This window comes from Peribacillus sp. NJ4, from assembly GCF_030348345.1.
Classification (GTDB): domain Bacteria; phylum Bacillota; class Bacilli; order Bacillales; family DSM-1321; genus Peribacillus.
Genome location: NZ_JAUCFQ010000007.1, coordinates 217,259 through 237,801, shown reverse-complemented (window position 1 = coordinate 237,801; position 20,543 = coordinate 217,259). Strand labels below are relative to the sequence as shown.

At 39.6% G+C, this 20,543-nt stretch carries 18 protein-coding genes; 4 read left to right on the top strand and 14 right to left on the bottom strand.

Going from position 1 to position 20,543, the window contains the following annotated elements; all coding sequences use genetic code 11:
- Together QUF94_RS29025 and QUF94_RS28680 are read right to left on the bottom strand one after the other, a co-directional pair.
- Positions 1 to 629: alpha-helical endospore appendage domain-containing protein (locus QUF94_RS29025; protein WP_483313704.1), on the bottom strand; the 629-nt coding region annotated here is incomplete at its 3' end.
- Positions 630 to 1,112: 483 nt separating this feature from the next.
- A complete protein-coding gene (locus tag QUF94_RS28680) occupies positions 1,113 to 1,253 on the bottom strand; it encodes a hypothetical protein (RefSeq protein WP_289319008.1) in 141 nt (46 codons plus the stop codon).
- Between the two features lie 920 nt (positions 1,254 to 2,173).
- Here QUF94_RS28680 and QUF94_RS28675 point away from each other — a divergent pair.
- Entirely contained in the window at positions 2,174 to 2,722 is a 549-nt protein-coding gene (locus tag QUF94_RS28675) for a DUF4240 domain-containing protein (RefSeq protein WP_289319007.1), read from the top strand.
- Between the two features lie 510 nt (positions 2,723 to 3,232).
- On the opposite strand, the gene QUF94_RS28670 is transcribed toward QUF94_RS28675, so the two are convergent.
- The 4 genes from QUF94_RS28670 to QUF94_RS28655 all read right to left on the bottom strand — a co-directional run bounded on the left by QUF94_RS28670 (position 3,233) and on the right by QUF94_RS28655 (position 5,688).
- Complete coding sequence (locus tag QUF94_RS28670; RefSeq protein ID WP_289319006.1) at positions 3,233 to 3,982, bottom strand: ABC transporter permease; 750 nt, start codon at positions 3,980 to 3,982, stop codon at positions 3,233 to 3,235.
- Entirely contained in the window at positions 3,983 to 4,744 is a 762-nt protein-coding gene (locus QUF94_RS28665) for an ABC transporter ATP-binding protein (protein ID WP_289319005.1), read from the bottom strand. It lies immediately after the preceding gene.
- 199 nt (positions 4,745 to 4,943) lie between these two features.
- Positions 4,944 to 5,297 (bottom strand): DUF1048 domain-containing protein, encoded by a 354-nt coding sequence (locus QUF94_RS28660; protein WP_057219647.1) that lies wholly within the window; start codon positions 5,295 to 5,297, stop codon positions 4,944 to 4,946.
- A 70-nt stretch (positions 5,298 to 5,367) separates the two neighbouring features.
- On the bottom strand, positions 5,368 to 5,688 hold the full coding sequence (locus tag QUF94_RS28655) for a PadR family transcriptional regulator (RefSeq protein WP_289319004.1): 321 nt from the start codon (positions 5,686 to 5,688) through the stop codon (positions 5,368 to 5,370).
- A gap of 1,543 nt (positions 5,689 to 7,231) precedes the next feature.
- On the opposite strand from QUF94_RS28655, the gene QUF94_RS28645 reads away from it, so the two are divergent.
- Positions 7,232 to 7,519, top strand: a complete 288-nt coding sequence (locus QUF94_RS28645) for a phospholipase A2 family protein (protein ID WP_289319003.1) — start codon at positions 7,232 to 7,234, stop codon at positions 7,517 to 7,519.
- Positions 7,520 to 7,631: 112 nt separating this feature from the next.
- A protein-coding gene (locus QUF94_RS28640) for an IS6 family transposase (protein ID WP_289319002.1) occupies positions 7,632 to 8,337 on the top strand; the annotation gives its coding sequence in 2 pieces (ribosomal slippage) (positions 7,632 to 7,714 and positions 7,713 to 8,337; 708 coding nt in all).
- 96 nt (positions 8,338 to 8,433) lie between these two features.
- Here the strand turns inward: QUF94_RS28640 and QUF94_RS28635 are convergent.
- Positions 8,434 to 9,471, bottom strand: a complete 1,038-nt coding sequence (locus tag QUF94_RS28635) for an NHL repeat-containing protein (RefSeq protein WP_289319001.1) — start codon at positions 9,469 to 9,471, stop codon at positions 8,434 to 8,436.
- 586 nt (positions 9,472 to 10,057) lie between these two features.
- Positions 10,058 to 11,053: an endonuclease/exonuclease/phosphatase family protein gene (locus tag QUF94_RS28630; protein WP_289319000.1), complete on the bottom strand. Its 996-nt coding sequence runs from the start codon at positions 11,051 to 11,053 to the stop codon at positions 10,058 to 10,060.
- A gap of 553 nt (positions 11,054 to 11,606) precedes the next feature.
- Between QUF94_RS28630 and QUF94_RS28625 the strand changes: the two genes are divergently transcribed.
- Positions 11,607 to 13,139, top strand: a complete 1,533-nt coding sequence (locus QUF94_RS28625; protein ID WP_289318999.1) for a spore germination protein — start codon at positions 11,607 to 11,609, stop codon at positions 13,137 to 13,139.
- A gap of 852 nt (positions 13,140 to 13,991) precedes the next feature.
- Here the strand turns inward: QUF94_RS28625 and QUF94_RS28620 are convergent.
- The 6 genes from QUF94_RS28620 to QUF94_RS28595 form a co-directional block, all read right to left on the bottom strand.
- Complete coding sequence (locus tag QUF94_RS28620) at positions 13,992 to 14,966, bottom strand: carbohydrate kinase family protein (protein ID WP_289318998.1); 975 nt, start codon at positions 14,964 to 14,966, stop codon at positions 13,992 to 13,994.
- Between the two features lie 16 nt (positions 14,967 to 14,982).
- Positions 14,983 to 16,455 (bottom strand): sucrose-6-phosphate hydrolase, encoded by a 1,473-nt coding sequence (locus QUF94_RS28615; protein WP_289318997.1) that lies wholly within the window; start codon positions 16,453 to 16,455, stop codon positions 14,983 to 14,985.
- A 69-nt stretch (positions 16,456 to 16,524) separates the two neighbouring features.
- Positions 16,525 to 17,973 (bottom strand): sucrose-specific PTS transporter subunit IIBC, encoded by a 1,449-nt coding sequence (locus QUF94_RS28610; RefSeq protein ID WP_230162691.1) that lies wholly within the window; start codon positions 17,971 to 17,973, stop codon positions 16,525 to 16,527.
- Positions 17,974 to 18,166: 193 nt separating this feature from the next.
- A complete protein-coding gene (locus QUF94_RS28605; protein WP_222620052.1) occupies positions 18,167 to 19,162 on the bottom strand; it encodes a LacI family DNA-binding transcriptional regulator in 996 nt (331 codons plus the stop codon).
- 239 nt (positions 19,163 to 19,401) lie between these two features.
- Positions 19,402 to 19,611 (bottom strand): hypothetical protein, encoded by a 210-nt coding sequence (locus QUF94_RS28600; RefSeq protein ID WP_289318996.1) that lies wholly within the window; start codon positions 19,609 to 19,611, stop codon positions 19,402 to 19,404.
- Between the two features lie 262 nt (positions 19,612 to 19,873).
- Positions 19,874 to 20,368 (bottom strand): DinB family protein, encoded by a 495-nt coding sequence (locus QUF94_RS28595; protein WP_098937146.1) that lies wholly within the window; start codon positions 20,366 to 20,368, stop codon positions 19,874 to 19,876.
- Positions 20,369 to 20,543: the final 175 nt, after the last annotated feature.

Here is a 20,543-nt window from a genome sequence, read left to right as displayed (position 1 = left end):
GTGACACTTGCAGTTACTCCAGGAAAAGCAGGAAGCGTAGCGGTAATAGTTACTGTCCCAGGTCCGTCAGTAGCTGTAAAAATAGGGTTGATGACAAAGTTACCCGAAGCATTAGTTGTAGTAGAAGCAGGAGCTATAGAGCCAAGAGCGGGATTACTTACTGAAAAATTCACTTGTGTACCTACTGGAGCGGGACTACCATTCACCAACACTTGACCAGTAAGAGTTGCAGTATTAGATCCTGTTCCAAAAGCACATATTGTTGTAGATGGATCAACATTCAAGGTAATAGTCGCTGTGGGTGGAGGAGGAGTTGGGGGAATAGTTAACAAATCCAGAACGTTTTCAAACTTGAACTCCAGCAGCATTTCTTTCTTGATCACATCACGAAGCGTTCTTTGAACACTTGCATCAACAGCAAGAAGATTGGGTAACGAAACCACTGCAGGAGAAAGTGTGGTTCCTGTTGGTAATGTTCCTAAAACAAATTGAAGCTTCTCTGCCTCAGCATTGATGATGTGAGCGAGGGCTAATTCTTCAAGAGCAATGGAAGACAAAAGTAACGGTACAGTCTGAGCAGTCGTAATCGAAATGGTTGGTGTAATATTAGGGATGTTTGGAAAAGACAAAAATGATTCACCTCTTTTTTAGTTTAGGAAACCATAAAAATGAGTGCATGGATTCCCATTTTGTTATTTGCATAGACAAATAACTATCTAGACATTTTTTATATAGTTATTCAACCAGCCTTTGAATGACTGAGCGTTTGCCCATGTGTAGAAGTGAATTTTCAACTGAAAGAACCTATAGACCCCAGGAGGGGGGCAGATAGATAAACTTATACCACCTTGCAAAAAAAATTCAAAAAAACCACTCTATATAGGAAAAATAGTCATCCGTCTGTAAAAATACAATTTTACGAACGTTGTAATTTGTCCTTAAAACTGCCGTTTTTCGTTAAAGTATTGATGAACTTTGCGAACTTCTATGTACTTTTATGGACGTTCTGAACGGTATAAAAGCACCTCCCCTCCTACAATCAAAATTTTGTAATGTGTCTCATTCTTCATATTTGCCATTCTAATCTCCTCATCTCAATTTTATAAAGTAGCTCACCAATCTAACGCTTCAGCATTAATGATTAGCATGTAAATGGCGACCAACATAACAACACCAGAAAATACATAATGGAGCGTACACTGCTGTTTGCTTAAGCGAGCTGCCAGCCAAGCTCCGACTTGTTCCGCCGTCAACTCCCCCTCCAACAAATTCGAACATAATCCACCAGTTTACAAGGTCAGATAAGCTATAGCTTATAGCTGTCATAAGCCCAAATGTGTCCACAGATACCAGAGAAGATCCAATTGCTGCAATTGATCCACCCCCACCGAGCAAACCAATTACGAATCCGACAATAGTTCCTGAAACAATGAAGAAGAGCACTTGAATTAGTCGTCATTCTTTCCTGGGACTCTTACCAACAAATCTGAGTAGTTGACGATTCACCTCCTTACTCTATTTACTCATCATTTAGATAAGCAAAAACCATGCCAACTAATTTTTCCTGTAAAACCGCTTGTTTTGCACACTGCACTCTTTGGAAATTCCCAATTTTACTATCATTCATATGAAAAAACCTTTAACATCAAGCTTAAAGCCTTCCTAGGACTAGGAACTATTTTTGCATCTGTGATAAACTCTTCAAGCTATTTCTATAAAGTGATTCTCTAACCTATCAGTTAACAAGAATTTTTCTTAGATTTCGTATAACTGAAAAAGCGTACAAGAACATTGTTAATGTGCTACCTCTGATAGAAATGAAAAAAATCGCTCCAATGTTATTTAGAACGATTTAACGTAAACGACCTTATTCAAATAAAGCGCCTTTGATTCCCCCCTTGTACAATCAAAAAAAGTTATAAGTTCTGGAGACTTGAAAAAAACACCTCAAATTCCCCTGTCACTTTAATCGGTAAGTTGCACCTGTTTTAAGTGCTATTTTGCCCTTGAAAATACGAGTTTCTGTACAAATATGTTGGTAGGTATTTTTTAGGATTTATAGAATGATACATAATAAAGACGGCTTTTTTTACATTCAAACTAGATTTTAAAGGAATTAGGATAACAAAGCCGAATAATTCTTAGAAGTAATGATAGATATGGGGTGTATATAGTGGATAAGAAAGAATTTTGGGGATTAATCGAAGAATCCAAAGGATTTGATATACAGGCTGAGTGGTTAACAGAGGTATTATCTCAAAAGGAATTAGAGGAAGTGTTGGAATTCGAATTTATGTTTCAAGGATTGATAAACGAAAGTTACCAATCTCGTTTATGGGGAGCAGCCTTCGTCCTAATGGGGGGATGCTCTGACGATACATTCGATTATTTTCGGGGTTGGCTAATCGGGCAGGGCGAAGAAATATATAATAAGGTAATTAATGACCCTGAATATCTAGCAGAATACATTAGTGAAGATAATCTTGATGAAGAGGGGTTTCCGCAAAATGAAGAATTGCTCTCGGTTGGATTAGATGCCTACACTCTAATAAAGACAGGCGACATTGAGTGGGATGATGACATACATGATGAAATGTTAGAAGAGCTTGAAAAAATGGGGTTACAGACAGAAAAAGATATAGAATTTGATTGGGAAGAGGATGATCTAGAGGAATTATTTCCAGTTTTGTGGGGAAGGTTTGGGGATGATCCGTTAGGTTAAAAAGACACATTCCGGTTAATTTTTTAGGAATTTACTATCTTGTTATGGGTGCTTTCCTTTATCAACGAACTTCCGCAATCGGGCGCGATTGCGGAACAAAGAGCAGTCGCTTTTTTACTGGTAAGATCCGAAGTTTTCTAAAAATGATTGATGTAGATAATTAAGAAACCCAGCATCTTCACATGAGAAGATGCTGGGTTTTTAAGGTTGGATGTGCAAAATATTACCTCCTAAAGTGACACATTGTGCGTAAAAAGGTTTTCAGATTGGCTGTATAAAACACCCTTAGAAGGGGTACCGCCAGCAAAACGCGGATTTACAACGTTAAGGATATTCCAGTATTAAAAATCCCAATCTCTCATTTATATCACTGAGAGATTGGAAATTATTCAACAAATCTTCTATTAGCTGATATTGAAGAAAAGCACAGTTCATGGCTCGCTCCTTTATTTAATAGAATTTCTTAATTTATTTCTTAGTTTGTCAATCCATGTTTCTTCAATGGTGTACTTACCCTAACTGGCGTTTAAATACTTTACTGGCGAAGAAGTAAGCGATGACCATGATGCCGACGCACCAGGCAAGCGCGATCCAGATATCGTTGCCAACAGACCCTTCATACAAGAGGGCACGAATCGCATTCACGATTGAAGTCACGGGCTGGTTCTCAGCGAACGCACGGACAATTTTAGGCATGGTTTCGGTGGGGACAAAGGCCGAACTGATAAACGGAAGGAAAATCAGCGGGTACGAGTAGGCTGTCGCCCCTTCCATAGACCCTGCTGTCAATCCCGGAATGATCGCCAGCCATGTCAGCGCCAGCGTAAACAGCCCTAGTATCCCAGCAACCGCGAGCCAATCCAGGATATTAGCACTGGAACGGAAGCCCATCAAGAGCGCGACGAGGATAACCACCACGACAGTAAGCGCATTGGAAACAAGCGAGGTCAACACGTGAGCCCACAATACCGACGAGCGCTTGATGGGCATGGTAATGAAACGCGCCATCAGCCCGCTCTTTACATCCGTAAACAGCCGTACGGAAGTGTAAGCGACGCCGGATGCGATAGCCATCAGCAAGATTCCCGGTAATAAATAATTGACGTAGTTGTCCGTGCCTGTCTCTATGGCGCCGCCAAATACGTAAACAAACAGCAGCAGCATCATAATCGGCGTAATCGCCACCGTGATAATTGTATCCGGGCTGCGCATGATGTTGCGCATTAAACGCCCTAGTAATACCCCTGTTTTGCTTTTCATTTACATCTCCTCCTTTTTGCCGATGATCGCGAGGAAAATTTCCTCCAATGTCGGCTGCTTCTCGATGTACTCCACTTTCGCTGGCGGGAACATCTCCTTGAGTTCGGTAAGGGTCCCGGTCGAGATGATTTTTCCGCCATGCAGGATGGCGATACGGTCCGCCAATTGTTCGGCTTCCTCCAGGTACTGGGTCGTCAGCAAGATGGTCGTGCCGCCGCCGGCAAGCTCCTTGACGGTATCCCAGACTTCAATCCGCGCTTCGGGGTCAAGCCCTGTCGTCGGTTCATCGAGAAAAATGACTGCTGGCGTCCCGATCAGGCTCATGGCGATGTCAAGCCGGCGCTTCATCCCGCCGGAATATTTGTCCGCCCGGCGGTTGGCCGCATCGGTCAGGCTGAATCTTGCAAGCAGATTGTCGGCGACTTGAGCGGGATTGGAAACTCCCCGCAACTTGGCGATCATTATCAGGTTTTCCCGCCCAGTGAGCATGCCGTCTAAAGCTGCGAACTGTCCTGTCAGGCTGATGCTCTGGCGAACTTGATCCGGTTGACGCTGGACGTCAAAGCCGCAAATACCTACTTCGCCGCCATCGGCCTTCATCAGCGTCGAGAGGATGTTGACCGTCGTCGTCTTGCCCGCTCCATTTGAGCCCAACAGTGCGAAAATTTCGCCACGCCGCACCTCAAAATCCACCCCCTTTAAGACTTCGTTGTCTTTAAAAAATTTTTTTAACCCTTTTACAGAAATCGCTGCATTGCTCATACTTTTTTCCTCCTTATAAAATGCGCAGCAAGGTCGCTTGCGAGATCCGTAATTATCCGGTCAGCGCCTTGCGGAGCTAGATTGCCTATACTCATCTATTTAGTCTGACTGATAATCAGTATAACTTACTACTGAGTTAAAAATATAACTGATTAGCGAAGGTGGCAATTCACATTTGTAACCAGCTATTCAGTCGGTATTATCTATTGAATTTATTTTTTCCCAAACGCTTCATGATACTCTGATTCAAATCTTCACGATACTTGGCAACATAGGTTTTAGCGTTTGCCACTAGTTCGTCGGCAAAGGACGCCACGTCGTCCCCAGTAATCTCCAGCACCTGTCTACCTTCCGCCGCACCGGCTTCGAACAACTCGATTAATTCATACTGAATGTGCAGCATATCCATCCCGCTGCCCGCTGAGAAATTCCACATGTAGTTTTGAATTTTTTTAAATACAAACTGGTAGTCCTCTGGCAGGGCTTCAACCCGTGCCATCATCATCTTGTATTCTTTTTTATCACCAATCATTTTTTTGAACATTTCCATCATGTTATTTTTCCTCCTTTTTTATAAAACTGAACAAGACACTCCAAAATATCGGACGGAATATCTTATGAAGCTAGATTGACTTTAAGACGTTGATTTTTGATGATACAAAATCCCATTTTTTCCAAAACATTTCAAGTTCCTGACGGCCAGCCTCATTAAGTGAATAAAACTTGCGGGGCGGCCCCATATCTGACGGTTTCTTTTCTATATTCACAAGTTTTTTCTTTTCTAATCGCACGAGGATGGTATAGACCGTCCCTTCCACGACTTCGGTAAACCCAAGCTCGTTCAGGCGGCGGGTAATCTCGTAGCCATAGGTTTCATGGCGGCTGATGATTTCCAGCACGCAGCCTTCCAGCGAACCCTTCAGCATTTCAGTTAAATTTTCCATGTTTAGATCCTCCTCTACCTCCTCTATTTTGTCTGACTTATATTCAGTATAACAGAGTACTAAGGTAAATTTTTACTGAATAGCTTTTGGGAAATCACGCTATTCATTATTACTTATTACATGTATATTGTATCACCGAGTAGAAGGTGTTAACTATTTTACTTAAAAATATTTTTGCAACCTCACTATTCAGTGATGTTGGTATCCAGTGTGACATACTACAGGTGTATCGTAACACGTAGTAGGTGGACTGTCAACTGGATTTTCTAAATATTTTTAAAACCAGCTATCCCCATTTGATACAGCCGATTTTCTTTATGGAGCTTTTACTTCCTCCTATGCTTCTTTCACAATGATTACACCGCGGATCATTCCCATCCAGCAGCTGTACATGTAGGTTCCCGGTTTCTCTGGTGTGAAAACGATGAGGTTTTCTCCTACTTCCAGTGACCAATTCCTTCTGAAAAAATGTTAATGAGTATTCCCGAAATGAAAGAAGAACTTCGTAGACCTATGTTCTTAATAATCTCAGCAGAAAAGTAAATGTTTATTATGCGTTCCTGCAAGATGCGAGGACGTTCTTCTTTTTGGGTTCACGGGAGCTTTAGTAAAATAACTGAGGATTATTAATGTAACTTATTCGCGTTCATCACTTTACCACTATCGGGCGCGATTATGAAATAACTCTTAGATTTAAACGACTTTATTGTTATATTTTTAAGTGCGGTGAAGTAATCTACATCAAAAATTAAATAACTTTATTGTCACTCTACAAATAAATAACCTTGATTTTTTTACACTAAGCAGAATAATCAAGGTTTTTACTTCCAAAAAATATCTTAGCCTATAAAATTCGTGTTTCTTTAATTTTTTTGTATATCACAGATATGGAAATAAAAGTAAGCCTATGACCCATTTTTACACGTATCTCGGCTGAACCCCTATATATTTACCTATCATTCCTTCTTGAACTCCCTCAGTTTAATACGATTTTCTCACAAATACTCGCTTATTCGCAGGATTTTATCACCATTGAATTTAAGTTCACGGTTAAATGGAGTGATTTCAGGACATGAAAATTTCGTGAAGGCATAGTGAAATAAAGGAGTTGTACAACACTCCACATTTTACCATATAATGTACATTCTCCACGCCGCCCCTGGAGGCTTTCCCTCCCATGTCTCAACGGGTCAATTGCCCTATCATTCCTTCGTCATGCCTATCCAAGGGGTGGAGGCCAGTTATTCTATCCTGATGAGTCGGTGCCCTTTTGTTCAAGAAATAGTGAGCAAAAGAGCCAAACCTTTGATACATATGGGTTTAGCGTTTGTTTGTTTTTATCGATAATGTAGGATTTTATACATCGTTGATATATCAACGTTTCTGACTTCTATGGAAGCCTGGTGGCTGCATAAAAAAGTGGCGTTTTTCAATGAATGCCACCCGTTTAAATCTTTTTCATAAGTTAGGCATCTAAATACATCCCTTAAATTAATTTTTTCATATATATATAAAAAATTAATTTAAGAGGGGATTTTATACATTGAAAGTAAAAAAAAGAAAAAAACTATCAGGTTTTTGTATTTTTCCGGGTTATAAATGGTGTGGACCTGGTTGTAGTGGACCCGGTGCCCCGATTAACGATGTTGATGCCTGTTGTAAAGCTCATGATGATTGTCTTAAGGTCGATTCACAGTGTAATTGTGACCGCGAGTTTCTTAATTGTCTCCGGTCAAAAATTGATCTTACTAGCAAAAAAGGTAGAATTGCAGCTCTAATGTATCTCTATATGAGAATCCAAACTATATTTACTTGTCTTATTAGGAATTAATAGGGGTCACGTCAACAAAAAGGGTTCTGGTGCAAAAACTTCAATAATAGCAATTAATCTCTAAATCTTGGACATACCGATACTATTAATCTTAAAAAAGGTGCGTCATAGTATGGAAAATCAAAATTTATTCAAGTGGAAACATTATCAGCATGACATGATTTTGTTAACAGTGAGATGGTACCTGCGGCAACTTGAGCTTTCGTAATTTAGTGGAGATGATGGAAGAACGCGGCTTATCGATGGCTCACACAACGGTTATGCGTTGGGTTCATCAATATGGACCGGAATTAGATGAAAGGGTACGGCGTCATCTTAAGCCGACAAATGACTCCTGGAGAGTCGATGAAACGTATATCAAAGTAAAAGGTCAATGGATGTATCTGTATCGTGCAGTGGATTCCAAAGGAAACACGATAGATTTTTATCTCAGTAAAACAATAGACAAAAAGGCTGCAAAGCGCTTCTTCAAGAAAGCTTTGCGGTCTTTTCATGTTTCTAAGCCTCGTGTCATGACGGTCGATAAGAACCCGGCTTATCCTATAGCAATTGAAGAGTTGAAAAAAGAGAAAAGCATACCTGATGGTATGCAACTTAGACAACAGAAGTACTTGAATAACATAGTGGAGCAAGATCATCGCTTTATAAAGAAGCGAGTCCGTTCTATGCAAGGATTAAAAACGTTTCGAACAGCCAAACAAATCATCTGTGGAGTGGAGGTGATACATATGCTGAAAAAAGGACAACTTCAACAAGGGGTGAAGTCTGTCCAAGGCGAGATTGAATTCATACATAAATTATTTGGAGTAGCCTCATAATTCATAGATAAAAAGGATATTGAGATTCTATGTTTCTAACAGGTCATATTTGCACCAGAACCGTTTTTTCTATCAGATGCCGTCATCAAATCCTTGTTAACCTATTATTACATCGTTATGATAAGCCATCGTTGCAGGGTTCGTATTGCCAAACGTCAGGTACCAAGGCTCACCTAGCGGTCCCCCTGCGGAAGTAGGACTTACTAGTTCATCGAACATCTTGCTTTCAACGTTGTAGCTTCGCACCGAACCTGTTGTAGCTACATCTCCACCCGTAATGGGAACAAACAGTTTTCCGCTTGGTCCGAACAAGATTGCCTGAGCAAATGCACGAGGCTCTCCCACGGTATAGAGGTCAATCTTGTCCTCGTCAAGATACGCGCCCGTTTCTCCGTGGAAGACGAGAATTTTGTCCGTGTCATTCACGGATCCACGGAAACTGGTGATGTAGATTTTACTGCCGTCGGGATTGAATACCAAGCCTTCAGGACGGTGGAGGTTGTTGGTGCTGTTGCTCTCTATAAATACTCCGAGGAAAGCCCCTGTATTCGGGTCGAAGCGCAGCACCCAGCCGCTATTCGGATCGGAAATGTCGAAGACGGAAACATACAGCAAGCTATCGGGACCGATCACTACACCGCGGGTATAGAAGGCCTGTTCGCTGAAGCCAGGGTGGTCAAGACTACCGAGAAACACCCCCGTGGTTCCATCAAACGCCCGCAGTTCTCCTGGCTTGTTCCCGTGGTCCATAAAGTCCGCCACAAACAGGACGTTGTCATCAGAGAGGATGATGCCGCGCGGCGCGAACGGAGCGTCGTCTTTTTCTTTTGAACTGACGAGTTCGCCCAGAAACTGCCCACTTTGTCCGCTGTACTTCAACACGTTGCCGTTATTCCTGCGAACGTTCTGGTTGGCTACAAGTAGATTCTCCTCATGGTCGAAGAGTAGTCCTCGAGGACCGTTCAAGCCGCCGCTGCCTGGTACGACAAAGGCGCCGAGGAACTGCCCCGTTACTGGGTCGAATGTCTTTACGGTGTTGTCGTTTCCGTCACCGATGTAGAGTAAGTCCTGCCCCGTGCTGAGTGGACTGAAGCCCGGCACACCTGTGTAAATTAATTTATTTTCCTTTTGCAAATACCATTTCCCCTTCAAAAACATATTTTAAGTAAAAAATTAATTTTTACCTAGTTTAAATTATGTGGACAAGTAATTTTTCGAAAGGGACAAACTAAATCTTTTTTTCAAAACACGCTTTTTCTATTTGTTCTTTTATCAAGGTTTATAGAGTTTTTTTAATCAAACTTTATTTCAAGGCTACACCCTTACATTTATTCCGTTTGGGACGTTCGTAAAAGTGTGTAGAAGTTAGAGAACGTTCGAAAACTGTTTTTTATACTTAAACGAACATGAAAACCGGCTGTTTTGTAAGGAAATTGTACCGTTCGGGAAAGTCTACTTTTACGAACGGTAGCAACAATGCTATACCGTCTATTTCGGAAGTTTTATACGCTACCACCTGAAAAGTCGATCTCCTCTACGTTAAGGAATCGACTTTTTTACTTCTTCTTAAAAACTAACGTACCTTTTATTTAATAAAGGTAAGCCAACAATGGGTCTCTGTCCCACACCATTAGTATATTTTCAGAAATCACGTCACACTTTGCCCCCTAAAAAAGACCGTCTCTTTAAAAGTAACGGTCTTTTCATTCTTATTCAATTGTTAACTGCTGATTTCATCACTGCTTTCATCATGGTGATGGTCATGATGATCCTCTAAATTTAACCTTGCTGATACTCCTGCGTGATCGGATGGCCAAAGCCCTGTTTCTGTTCGGTCTTTCTGCGATTCTCCTACTAATTCTGCTTCTATTGGTTCCCAGCCGTTTTTAAATAAAATATAATCTATTCTTTGGTTCAACATAGAAACTGCATTTAATAAATCAGGAGCTTGACAACAGGTAAACCCTGGTCCTTTACCAACTTTACTCCATACATCATGAAAGCCTGCATTAATAAACAAATTATTAGTGGTGCTATTAGGGATGGAGTTTAAATCTCCCGTAATAACCACGGGTAACCGTGTATTTGCAGGTCCCTGCAGAATTTCATTTGCTTGAGCATTCCGTATTGCTTCAACAGTTGGATCCAAATGTGTGTTGATCATCCTGAAAACTTGTCCATCTATCTTAACATCTACAGAGGACCATCCTCGAAGTACTGTTAAGGGTTGTCCTCCTACGGGTACAATTAGATTTGTTTGGAAATTAGCTTCTTGGCGTCTAATTACCTTCAAATTTCTTTCTTTTCGAATCAATATTACATCCCTATCCAAAAATCGAACTAAATTTCCATTGCTATCAGGAAGTTCCACCGATAGATTTCGGTTCTGAGCTGCAACTTCGTAGTTCAACCCCATTTCCTCTAACTCTTTCAATAATAATTCTATAAAGTCGTAGGTAACAATTCCGAAAGTAGGGATAATAAGTTGCCATAGCTCAGCTTCTTGCAAACCGATAAGATCAGGTTTTTCCAAAGCGATAGCTCTAGCAATTGCCTTCGCACGAACAGGAAAATTGGTCGCAAGAAATTGTCGAAACACTTCTGTTACCCGCTGGGGAATTTGTGCTGGCGTTGCGGTTAAAATCGGTGTCAGATCCGCACCTAAATAAAGATTCCATGTTAGGAACGAAACATCAAGTTTGCTTCTTGAATTCATTTACACTTCACTCCCATCAAATTCATCTACTAGTAGTAGATGAATTTGATGGAGAATTGAAACGGCAGTTATACTACTACTGCTTTTTTTATAATCAGAACTTCTTTTTGATACAGCAAAAAAAGATTTGACCTTTGAATGATTATTTTAGTTGAAAAAGAAAAATCAACAGCATTGTTTAACAGAGTATATTTAAAAGAAGTAACAATCAAAAAAAGTTCGTAAAAGTGTACTTTTACGAACATAGTTAATTTCCAACCCAGCCCATTTAGTTAGTTACAAAAAAGAACCCATTTCATTAATAAATGGTTCTTCCTAGGCGGATATATCTAAGGAGAAAGCTGGGGTAACATACCAGCATAATAATTCAGAAAAATAGGTTTTATCCCCATCGAATAAAGCCATTTAATTAACGACTTCTCTATTTGGATTTACTCCGTTTTGGTATAAATATACTCACATAAAACAAAACTATAATAAATGGTGTTTTTTATTGGGATGGGAAAGGATGACCATGATGAATCATTTGTGGCGGAAATCTTTGAAATCTAAAATGGCGAAAATATCTCCAACAGTGGGACAATTCAAGCAAGAACCAGATCCGCTATTTGATAACTTGACTAATAACGAAAACAAGTTCCGCTCTATATATAAAGATTGCTCTGATGTTATCTTTCGTCCTTTTTTCATAGGTGGAAAAGATAAATCCATTCTACTTTACATTGAAGGTTTGTCAAACATTGAAGAAATAGATGACAACGTACTTTCTCCACTTATGCAGAACACTGAGGAGGAATTCTACAACGTTAATAGTCTGATCGAAAAGAAAATATCTGTTTCCAATGTGAAAGAAATCAAAACATTTTCTGAGTGTATACAGGAAATCTCCTCGGGAAATCCAGTGATACTGGTAGATAAGAGAAAAACGGGGTTTTCGTTAGGCCTCTCAAAATGGGAGAAACGTTCAGTTGAGGAACCCTCAGCTGAAATGGTTGTCAGGGGACCACGTGAAGCATTTGTGGAAACCTTACGGGTAAACACTTCCTTACTTCGAAGAAAAATAAGAAGTCCCGAACTAAAAATGCAATCAATTGAGATAGGTCGTTACACCAAAACAAAGGTTGTTATCACGTATATGGAAGGAATTGCAGATAGGACTTTAATAGAAGAAACCCAAAACCGGCTAAGCCGAATTGAAATTGACGGAATATTGGAAAGCGGAATGATACAGGAGCTTATTGAAGACAACCCAAAATCCCCTTTCCCACAGGTTTTAGCGACGGAACGCCCTGATGTAGTTACCTCAAACCTTCTTGAAGGACGTGTGGCCATCTTAGTAGATGGAACTCCTTTTTCTATCGTTGTGCCTTCGACTTTTTATTCTTTACTTCAATCAAGTGAGGATTATTATGAACGATTCTTGATTGGGACGGCTATTCGATGGCTTCGTTACCTTTTCCTTGTGATTTCACTGTTCCTTCCTGCCTTGTATGTGGCGTTAATCACCTTTCACCATGAGATGATTCCGACGAACCTTTTAATTAGTATGGCTGCCTCGCGAGAGCATGTTCCATTTCCTGCTCTCGTTGAAGTTTTAATCATGGAAGTCATGTTTGAAGCGTTGCGTGAAGCAGGGTTACGACTTCCGAAACAGATCGGGGGTGCAGTAAGCATTGTCGGGGCTCTTGTCATAGGTGAAGCTGCTGTTTCCGCGGGAATTGTCTCTGCACCAATGGTTATAGTCGTTGCGATTACAGGCGTCGCCTCTTTTACGATTCCACGGTATCCGGCAGCAATCGCGATTCGTATGCTTCGTTTTCCAATGATTCTGTTTGCCGGGACACTAGGGATGCTTGGAATTATGCTTGGGACCATCACAATAATTATCCACTTATGTACGCTTCATTCCTTTGGTGTACCGTATCTTAGACCAGTAGCTCCGTTAAAAAGTAGTGAGTTAGAAGATGTGCTTACACGTTCCCCATGGTGGAAGCTGAATCCAAGGACTCAATCAACAGGGGAATACAATAAATATCGACAATCCAATGGGCAGATGCCTGATCCGACTAGTAAGGGTAAAGAGTAGCAAATCTTTTTACTGGATGGCTTAAGCTTTTCAGCTGCTTTCCCCAGATAAACTTTAAGAGAATTAGTTGAAAGTTCTTGAATGGATATATTTCCAAAACTATTCACCAACAAGTTAAATTGGACGTAATAGGCCTTTAATGTTTGTGGAGAATAACCTTGGATTTGCTTATCTGCCTTATATAAACCCCATACATCAGTTAAGATCATACCTGTTTCTCTCCAATCTATACCATATTAATAGACAGTAAAGACAAAAGAAGAACTATTATACTAGATTAGTAGATTTTTCATTAAACAATAACACCTGTCAGTTAAAGACGAAAAAGCTGCCTTAAGACAGCTCTGATCTTCAGCTAACGCACCCGTTAGTTCTATAAGACTTATTTTAGAGTTGACACAAACTGTGATGTTACTTCAGTTAGTTGAGGTATAACCATATAGTTGTAAATAAAATTCCAGTGATAATGATAAAACATACAAATTGTGAAAATTCTCATCAGGAAAAGCTCAAAAAAAAGATTTAGTTATTTTTTATTTGGTTACAAAATGAATAAAGGTGGCTGATATTATTATCGCTACACAAAGTACTAAAACAAGGAAGAACCCTGTATTTATGAAATGACTATAAATCCATGTATCATACATTAAACTCCACCTTAGTTTTTGTTTTTATCTGGTGTGAACGAAACTGTGGTGTTCCACTTAATGTTAAAGTCCATATTTTTTAAAGAGAAACAAACCACCGAAAATAAAGAGAAATACAAATATGCAAATTGAAAAAACTTTTAATTCGTCCTTATCAACTTAGCAAGCCAATCGGTCGGTACTTTTCCGTTTAGGGCAGGCGCCATTATTGATAGATTTGCTGCAGTTGATAAATCGCTTCTTTGGCTGGAATGGAAGAGATTGCTCCTTTTCCAGTCGTAGTAAGAGCGCCACTAGCGTTTGCAAAGCTTAGGATTTCTTGGTGATGAAGTTCAAGAACTTCTTCCAGATTTCCTTGCCGAACGTCTTTTTCTAATAACTGATATAGCAAGCCTCCGATAAATGCATCCCCAGCCCCTGTTGTATCCTGTACGCCGACGCGATACCCGGTTGATTCGTATTTTTTACCTCTTACATATAATTCGGCACCTTGAGCTCCTTTTGTATAAATTACTGCTTTAACAGCACCAGTAAATAACGAAGAAACTGCTTTTTCTTTGTCAGTAATCCCGGTAATAAACTCAAGCTCTTCATCAGAAATTTTCACAATATGAACCATTGGAACAAACTCTAAAATCGTTTTCCGGCATTCTTCAGGATCAGTCCAAAGCGGAAGGCGGACATTTGGGTCAAAGCTGATGATTCCGCCTTTTGCTTTTACAGAAGTAATGGCTTTCACATGCGCATGCTTCATAGGACTTTCCACTAAATCGACTGAACAGAAGTGGAGGAGGTCGCCGTTTGCAAACCAGCTATCGTTAATTTCAGTCTCATGAAGCAGCAAATCTGCAGAAGGATTGCGGTAGAAAGAGAAATCACGTTCACCATTTTCAAGCAAAGATACAAAAGCAAGGCCTGTGTTGGCTTCATTCGTTCTCGTAATTTTATCTATTTTCACGCCGGCTTGCTGCAATTGTTCTAAAAGAAAGTCCCCAAATGAATCCATTCCGAGCTTAGTAATTATCGACGCATTGCCGCCATTTCTGGCAACTGATACAGCAACATTCGCTGGAGCGCCTCCTGGAGCACGCTCGAATTCCATTACATCTTTTAGTGCGATTCCTTTTTGAAGGGGGATAAAATCAATTAATACTTCACCGATTGCATATAAATTTCTCATACCTTACCTCTCGCTTTCATACATAACTCCATTTTTTTGCTTGAAAAGTGGTGCTTCCAGATAATGCAAAGAAACGAATTTCATTTCTGTTTTCACGAGGGAAGATCCGGCTCGTGAATACTTCTTCACCGTCATTAATGAAAATCTCAACAGAAGAGGTATCTACAAATAAATGAAACTTAATTTTTTTGGTATTCACAAAGCATTTTCGGATTGTTCCATAAGCTTCTCCAACGGTCTCACCTGAAGAAGAGCGGTCAAGAATGACTTTTTTCTCTACAGTATCATATTTAATGACCGTTTTTTCATCATCACCGGCCCTGAATTCAATACCAAATTCAACGGCATCGTTGTTTTCAAATTCACATACCATTTCATAGGATACTCCTTTGAATTCTTCATACATGTTCTTGGTGTTCTTCAAAACACCTTTTACTTCAGTTTCCTGCCTGCGTAGCGCTTGAAGTTCCTGCACTGGCCGCTGAATCAGTTTGCCGTTTCGAACAGATAATTCTCTTGGCAGTGTTAAACAATGCGCCCAGCCATTTTTGTCTGTGGGTAGGTCGATTTCAGGCAAGCCCATCCATCCGACAAGGATACGCCTTCCGTCAGGATTAACCATTGTTTGCGGCGCATAAAAATCAAAGCCTCTGTCAAGCTCCTGAAAAGAGCCATGTGATAATGAGTGGGTTATTGTATCTAGCTTGCTGCCAATAACATAACCGGATTGATAAATATTGTGGTAAAGGTCTCCCTTGGGCTCCAAACCTTGTGGAGAAAACATCAGTACACCATAGTTTTGCAGTTCAAAATAATCTGGACATTCCCACATATATCCAAGAGTTCCAAGGTCAGTATGTAACTCTCCTTCAAATGTCCAGTTTACTAGATTGGAGGAACGATAAAGGACGACACATCCTGTTTTGTCTTTCCGCTGTGCACCGATTACTGCATAAAAGGTATCATTTTCTCTCCAAACTTTCGGGTCGCGGAAATGATTAGTATATCCTTCTGGTACGTCCCGAATGAATGGATGGGTCAATTTTTCAATTTGTCCCGTTTTCTCCATGATGGCGATACATTGATAGGGATGTCTTTGCCAATTCTCATCACGGGTGTTGCCGGTATAAAATAAATATAGTTTTCCTTCATATTCAATAGCACTTCCGGAATAGGCTCCATGGCTGTCATAATAATCATCCGGTGCGATCCCGATGCCGGCATTTTCCCAAGAAACAAGATCTTTTGATTTCGTATGATACCAATACTTCAACCCATGTACAGGACCAAGTGGAAACCATTGGTAGAATAAATGGTACTCGCCATGATAAAAAGAGAAGCCATTAGGGTCATTAAGTAGGCCGGATAAAGGCTGTATATGAAAGGTTTGTCGCCATGTGCATTCATTTACTCTTGTTTGCAAATTTTGTAGCTCTACCTGATTAACATCTTCAACGCGGCGATAACGCTGTTCTTTTGTCCATCCCATGTGATCAGACTCCTTTAAAAAATCATAGGGCTGTTCCTTGTTTCGAACAGCCCTTTTCATATTAATAAATTAGGCTGCTTCTTTTCGAGAAAGGGCAGCAACTTTTTTATCTGTCCGATTTGCTAAACTGAATGTTGCGATAAAGGCAACAGCAAAGGAAATGGCCATACCAATTATATAAAAGATAATTGTATCTGTTTTGATGGAAATAATCCCTGGTAAACCTGCAGCGCCAAGTGCAATCGCCTTTACTTTGAAGAAGGTGACGAAAGCAGAAGCCACTCCTGAACCTATAATTGCTCCAATAAATGGATACTTCAGTTTTAAGTTAACACCGAACATTGCAGGTTCTGAAATCCCTAAAAGAGCCGAAATACCCGCTGCAGATGCCGTACCTTTTGTTTTTTTATCTTTCGTAATGAAAGTAACTGCAAGGGTTGCTGCACCTTGAGCAATATTGGACATTGCTGCAATTGCGAAAATAAAAGAGCCCCCAGTTTTTGAAATATCAGAAAGCAATTGTGTTTCTACAGCAATAAAGCTATGATGCATACCTGTGATAACGATTGGTGCGTAAAGAAGTCCAAATATAGCTCCTCCGATAAAACCAGTTCCATCATATAAGAAGATGAGACCGTCTGTTAATAAGTTCCCTGTAGCACGAGTTATCGGTCCTACTACTGTGAACGTTAAGATACCAGTAATAAAAATTGTCAATAATGGTGTTAGAATATTGTCTAGTGCGGAAGGAATGACTTTTCGCAAATACGTTTCTATTTTTGCTAAAATAAAGGAAGCAACAAGTACCGGCAACACAGTGCCTTGATATCCGATTTTTTCAATTTCAAATCCGAGAATATTCCAGACCTGAATTTCACCGCTTACTAAGGCTCCTCCGTATCCCCAACCATTCAATAAGTCAGGGTGAACCATTAGCATTCCAAGTGTAGCACCCAGATAAGGATTTCCGCCAAACCGCTGTGTGGCAGAGAAACCGATTAAGATTGGAAGGAATACGAATGCTGCGTTGGCAAATGTATTAATTAGAGCTGCTAAATCTGCGAATCCCGGGTTAGCTTCGACAATGGATTGCCCTGCGATAAATAAGTCAGGTGCTGTGAGCAAGTTGTTAATCCCCATCAATAGACCGCCGGCAACAATTGCAGGAATAATAGGAACAAAAATATCAGAAAGCATTTTTACAAAGCGCTGAAGCGGATTCATTTTCTTCGAACCAGCATCTTTTACATCTTTCGTCGACATTTCAGTAAGTCCAGTTAGCTTTGAAAACTCTTTGTATACTTCATTAACAGTTCCCGCACCGATAATAATCTGGTATTGCCCTCCAGTTGAATATGTTCCCTTTACTGCATCCATCTCATCTAGTTTTGCTTGATCGACTTTATCTTCATCATGTAAAGCTAAGCGGAGCCGAGTCGCACAGTGTGCTGCAGCTGCCACATTTTCTTTCCCGCCGATTGCCTCCAATATTTCCTGGGATACTTCTTTATAATTCATAATGATCCTCCTTTTAAACGTTTATAGACGCTGACTTGGAACCGGTTCCGTTTGAATTCAAAAAAATATATGAATATATTAAGCAACGGAACCGGTTCCAGCATAAACCAAAAAAATATAATATCAACAAGTTGATTCACAGAAACCGGTTACATTTTAGAGGGGAAATATTTGGTAACAGATTTCATTTTGATTATAATCGGTGTAGTAAACGATTGTCAACGCTTTCTCTTTCAATAATTTTATATTTTGATAGAGATAATTTTGGTAATTCTTCCCCGTTAACAAGCTTTACGATACTTTTAGCTGCCATTTGTCCTGCTTCTTTGTAGTAAAATTTCGCTGTAGTTATGCCTGGGTGTATCATCTCTGTTACTTCATAACCTCCAAATCCAGTGATCGACAAGTCTTCTGGGATTTTTAAACCTCTTAAATAAGCTGCTTTCAAAGCACCAATCGCTATATTATCAGTTGCACATACGATAATAGAGGGAGTGAATTCCTCAATAATAGAGGGGACATTGATTAATGCATCTGTTATGCTGAAGCTTGTTTCATAATACCTTACTTCACAGTCTGATTTTTCATCTATCGCCCGCTGAAATCCTTTTTTTCGCATGACTCCTACAGCAATATCTTTTCCTGTTACGCCCAAAAAAGCAATCTTACGGTGACCTTTTTCCAGCACATGTTTTCCGAGATCATATGCTGCTTCATAATCATTGTGTATGATGCTGTGAATTGTTTCATGCTGCTGACCAACCAGTAAAACGGGCAAGTGCAGCTCTTTGAAGGCCTCTAAATGGGCGTCTGTAACTTGGGATGGAAGCAAAATCATTCCCGCAACCTTTTGCTTAGCCAGTGTGTAAATATTTTCAATTTCCCGATCTAAATCCTGACCGGTATTTGAGATCAGCATTTGATAATTTAGTTCTCTTAATTGTTCATCAATGCCAATTAACGTATGAGAAGAAGCATACGAATCAAGTCTCGGTACGATGGTACCGATTATATTAGTTTTCTTTGCTTTTAAACTTTGAGCGAAGGCATTAGGAGCATAGCTGGTTTCATTTATCACACGTTCGATTTTATTTTTCGTTGCCTCACTAACAGAACCATTATTTAGATAACGTGAAACTGTACTCTTAGCAACTCCGGCAAGCTTCGCGATATCAGTAATTGTAACCAAAGCATTCATCTCCGTCTTTATATGGATTTATTTATTATACACCAATATGTTTAGTAAATTAAGAGGTGAATATAGTTGATTATTTAAACAGGAAATTTTACAACGTTATCATTGCAAACTTAAATGTAAACGCATTCACGTCCAAATAGGAGGTGTAAAATATGGAAATTAGTAAAGAGGTTACATTTATACAATGATAAATAGAACTAACCATTAAGAGAGAAAAAATCCTTTCTTTTCTATTTAGCTCTCTTCCTAAATGGGTATAGCACTCCATCAACCCAATTACGAAACATTTCGTATACTTCCTGATTAGTTTTAACATTACCAAGAAATACACCCATAAGTTCATTATAATAGTATTCTTTATCACTAAATAACGCTTGAAACTCCTTATCATCTGCGAAATCATTAAAAAACAAGTCCATTGAACTGTCTTTCTTACCCAAGCAATTGCTTCTATATATGGAGTGAACTCATATTTCCAATTATCTACATGAAGGTGATTACCAGTATAGTTTTCATCATTAAAATAATCTTGATTATTCATTGACTTACCCCCGAAAACTCAACTATTAGCAGAATTATACCCTAGGACTTATTGTTCTAACCTGCTCCGATAGTTTAATAAAGAAAAAGCTGCCTTAAAGACAGCTCCGATCTTCAGCTAACGCACCCGTTAGTTCAAGTAGGCACTAGTGCAACTTTTATTTATTTATCTACTCCTGCATCTATTTTCCAGCTATTTTGCAACTTCCGGATATAAATGATCTGACCAATGTGATATGCGTTATGAGTTGACACATTTCCGAGTATTGCCCACCATTTCACGTGTCCAGGATAACCATTAACTTCTCTCTCAACTTTTTCTTCAGATAATAACTCTTGCCAACGTAAAAGCACCTCTAATAGTTGTTTTTTTAAGTCAGCAAAAGTATGATTTTCAGGAATAATAAAGCTGTTATTATTATTTCCTATTGAAGGCACAGCATCAACGTGAGATTTTTGGTACCTTGTTTGCCATGTTTGATTCCAATATAGTAGATGCTGCACAATTTCAGCAATACTATTACTTTCTTCGTTTGGCTTCCAAAATGCATGTTCCTCAGACAATCTTTCTACTGAATCTGAAAATGGTAGGTACCAACTTGGGTCATTAGCATTTGCCAACAACTGATCCGATAAAACATCTTTTGCATGAACCATAACAAACACTCCTAATTTTTACATACTGTTTTTTCTAAATCTTTAAACAATGTCATCTTAATTATATTCTACATAGTATATTGATTGTCCTGTTCTTATTAAGCTAACCTGCCCCGTTAGTTCCGTAAAAAAAAGGTTGCCGCAGCAACCTCCCTTATTGAAGTAAAGCACCTGT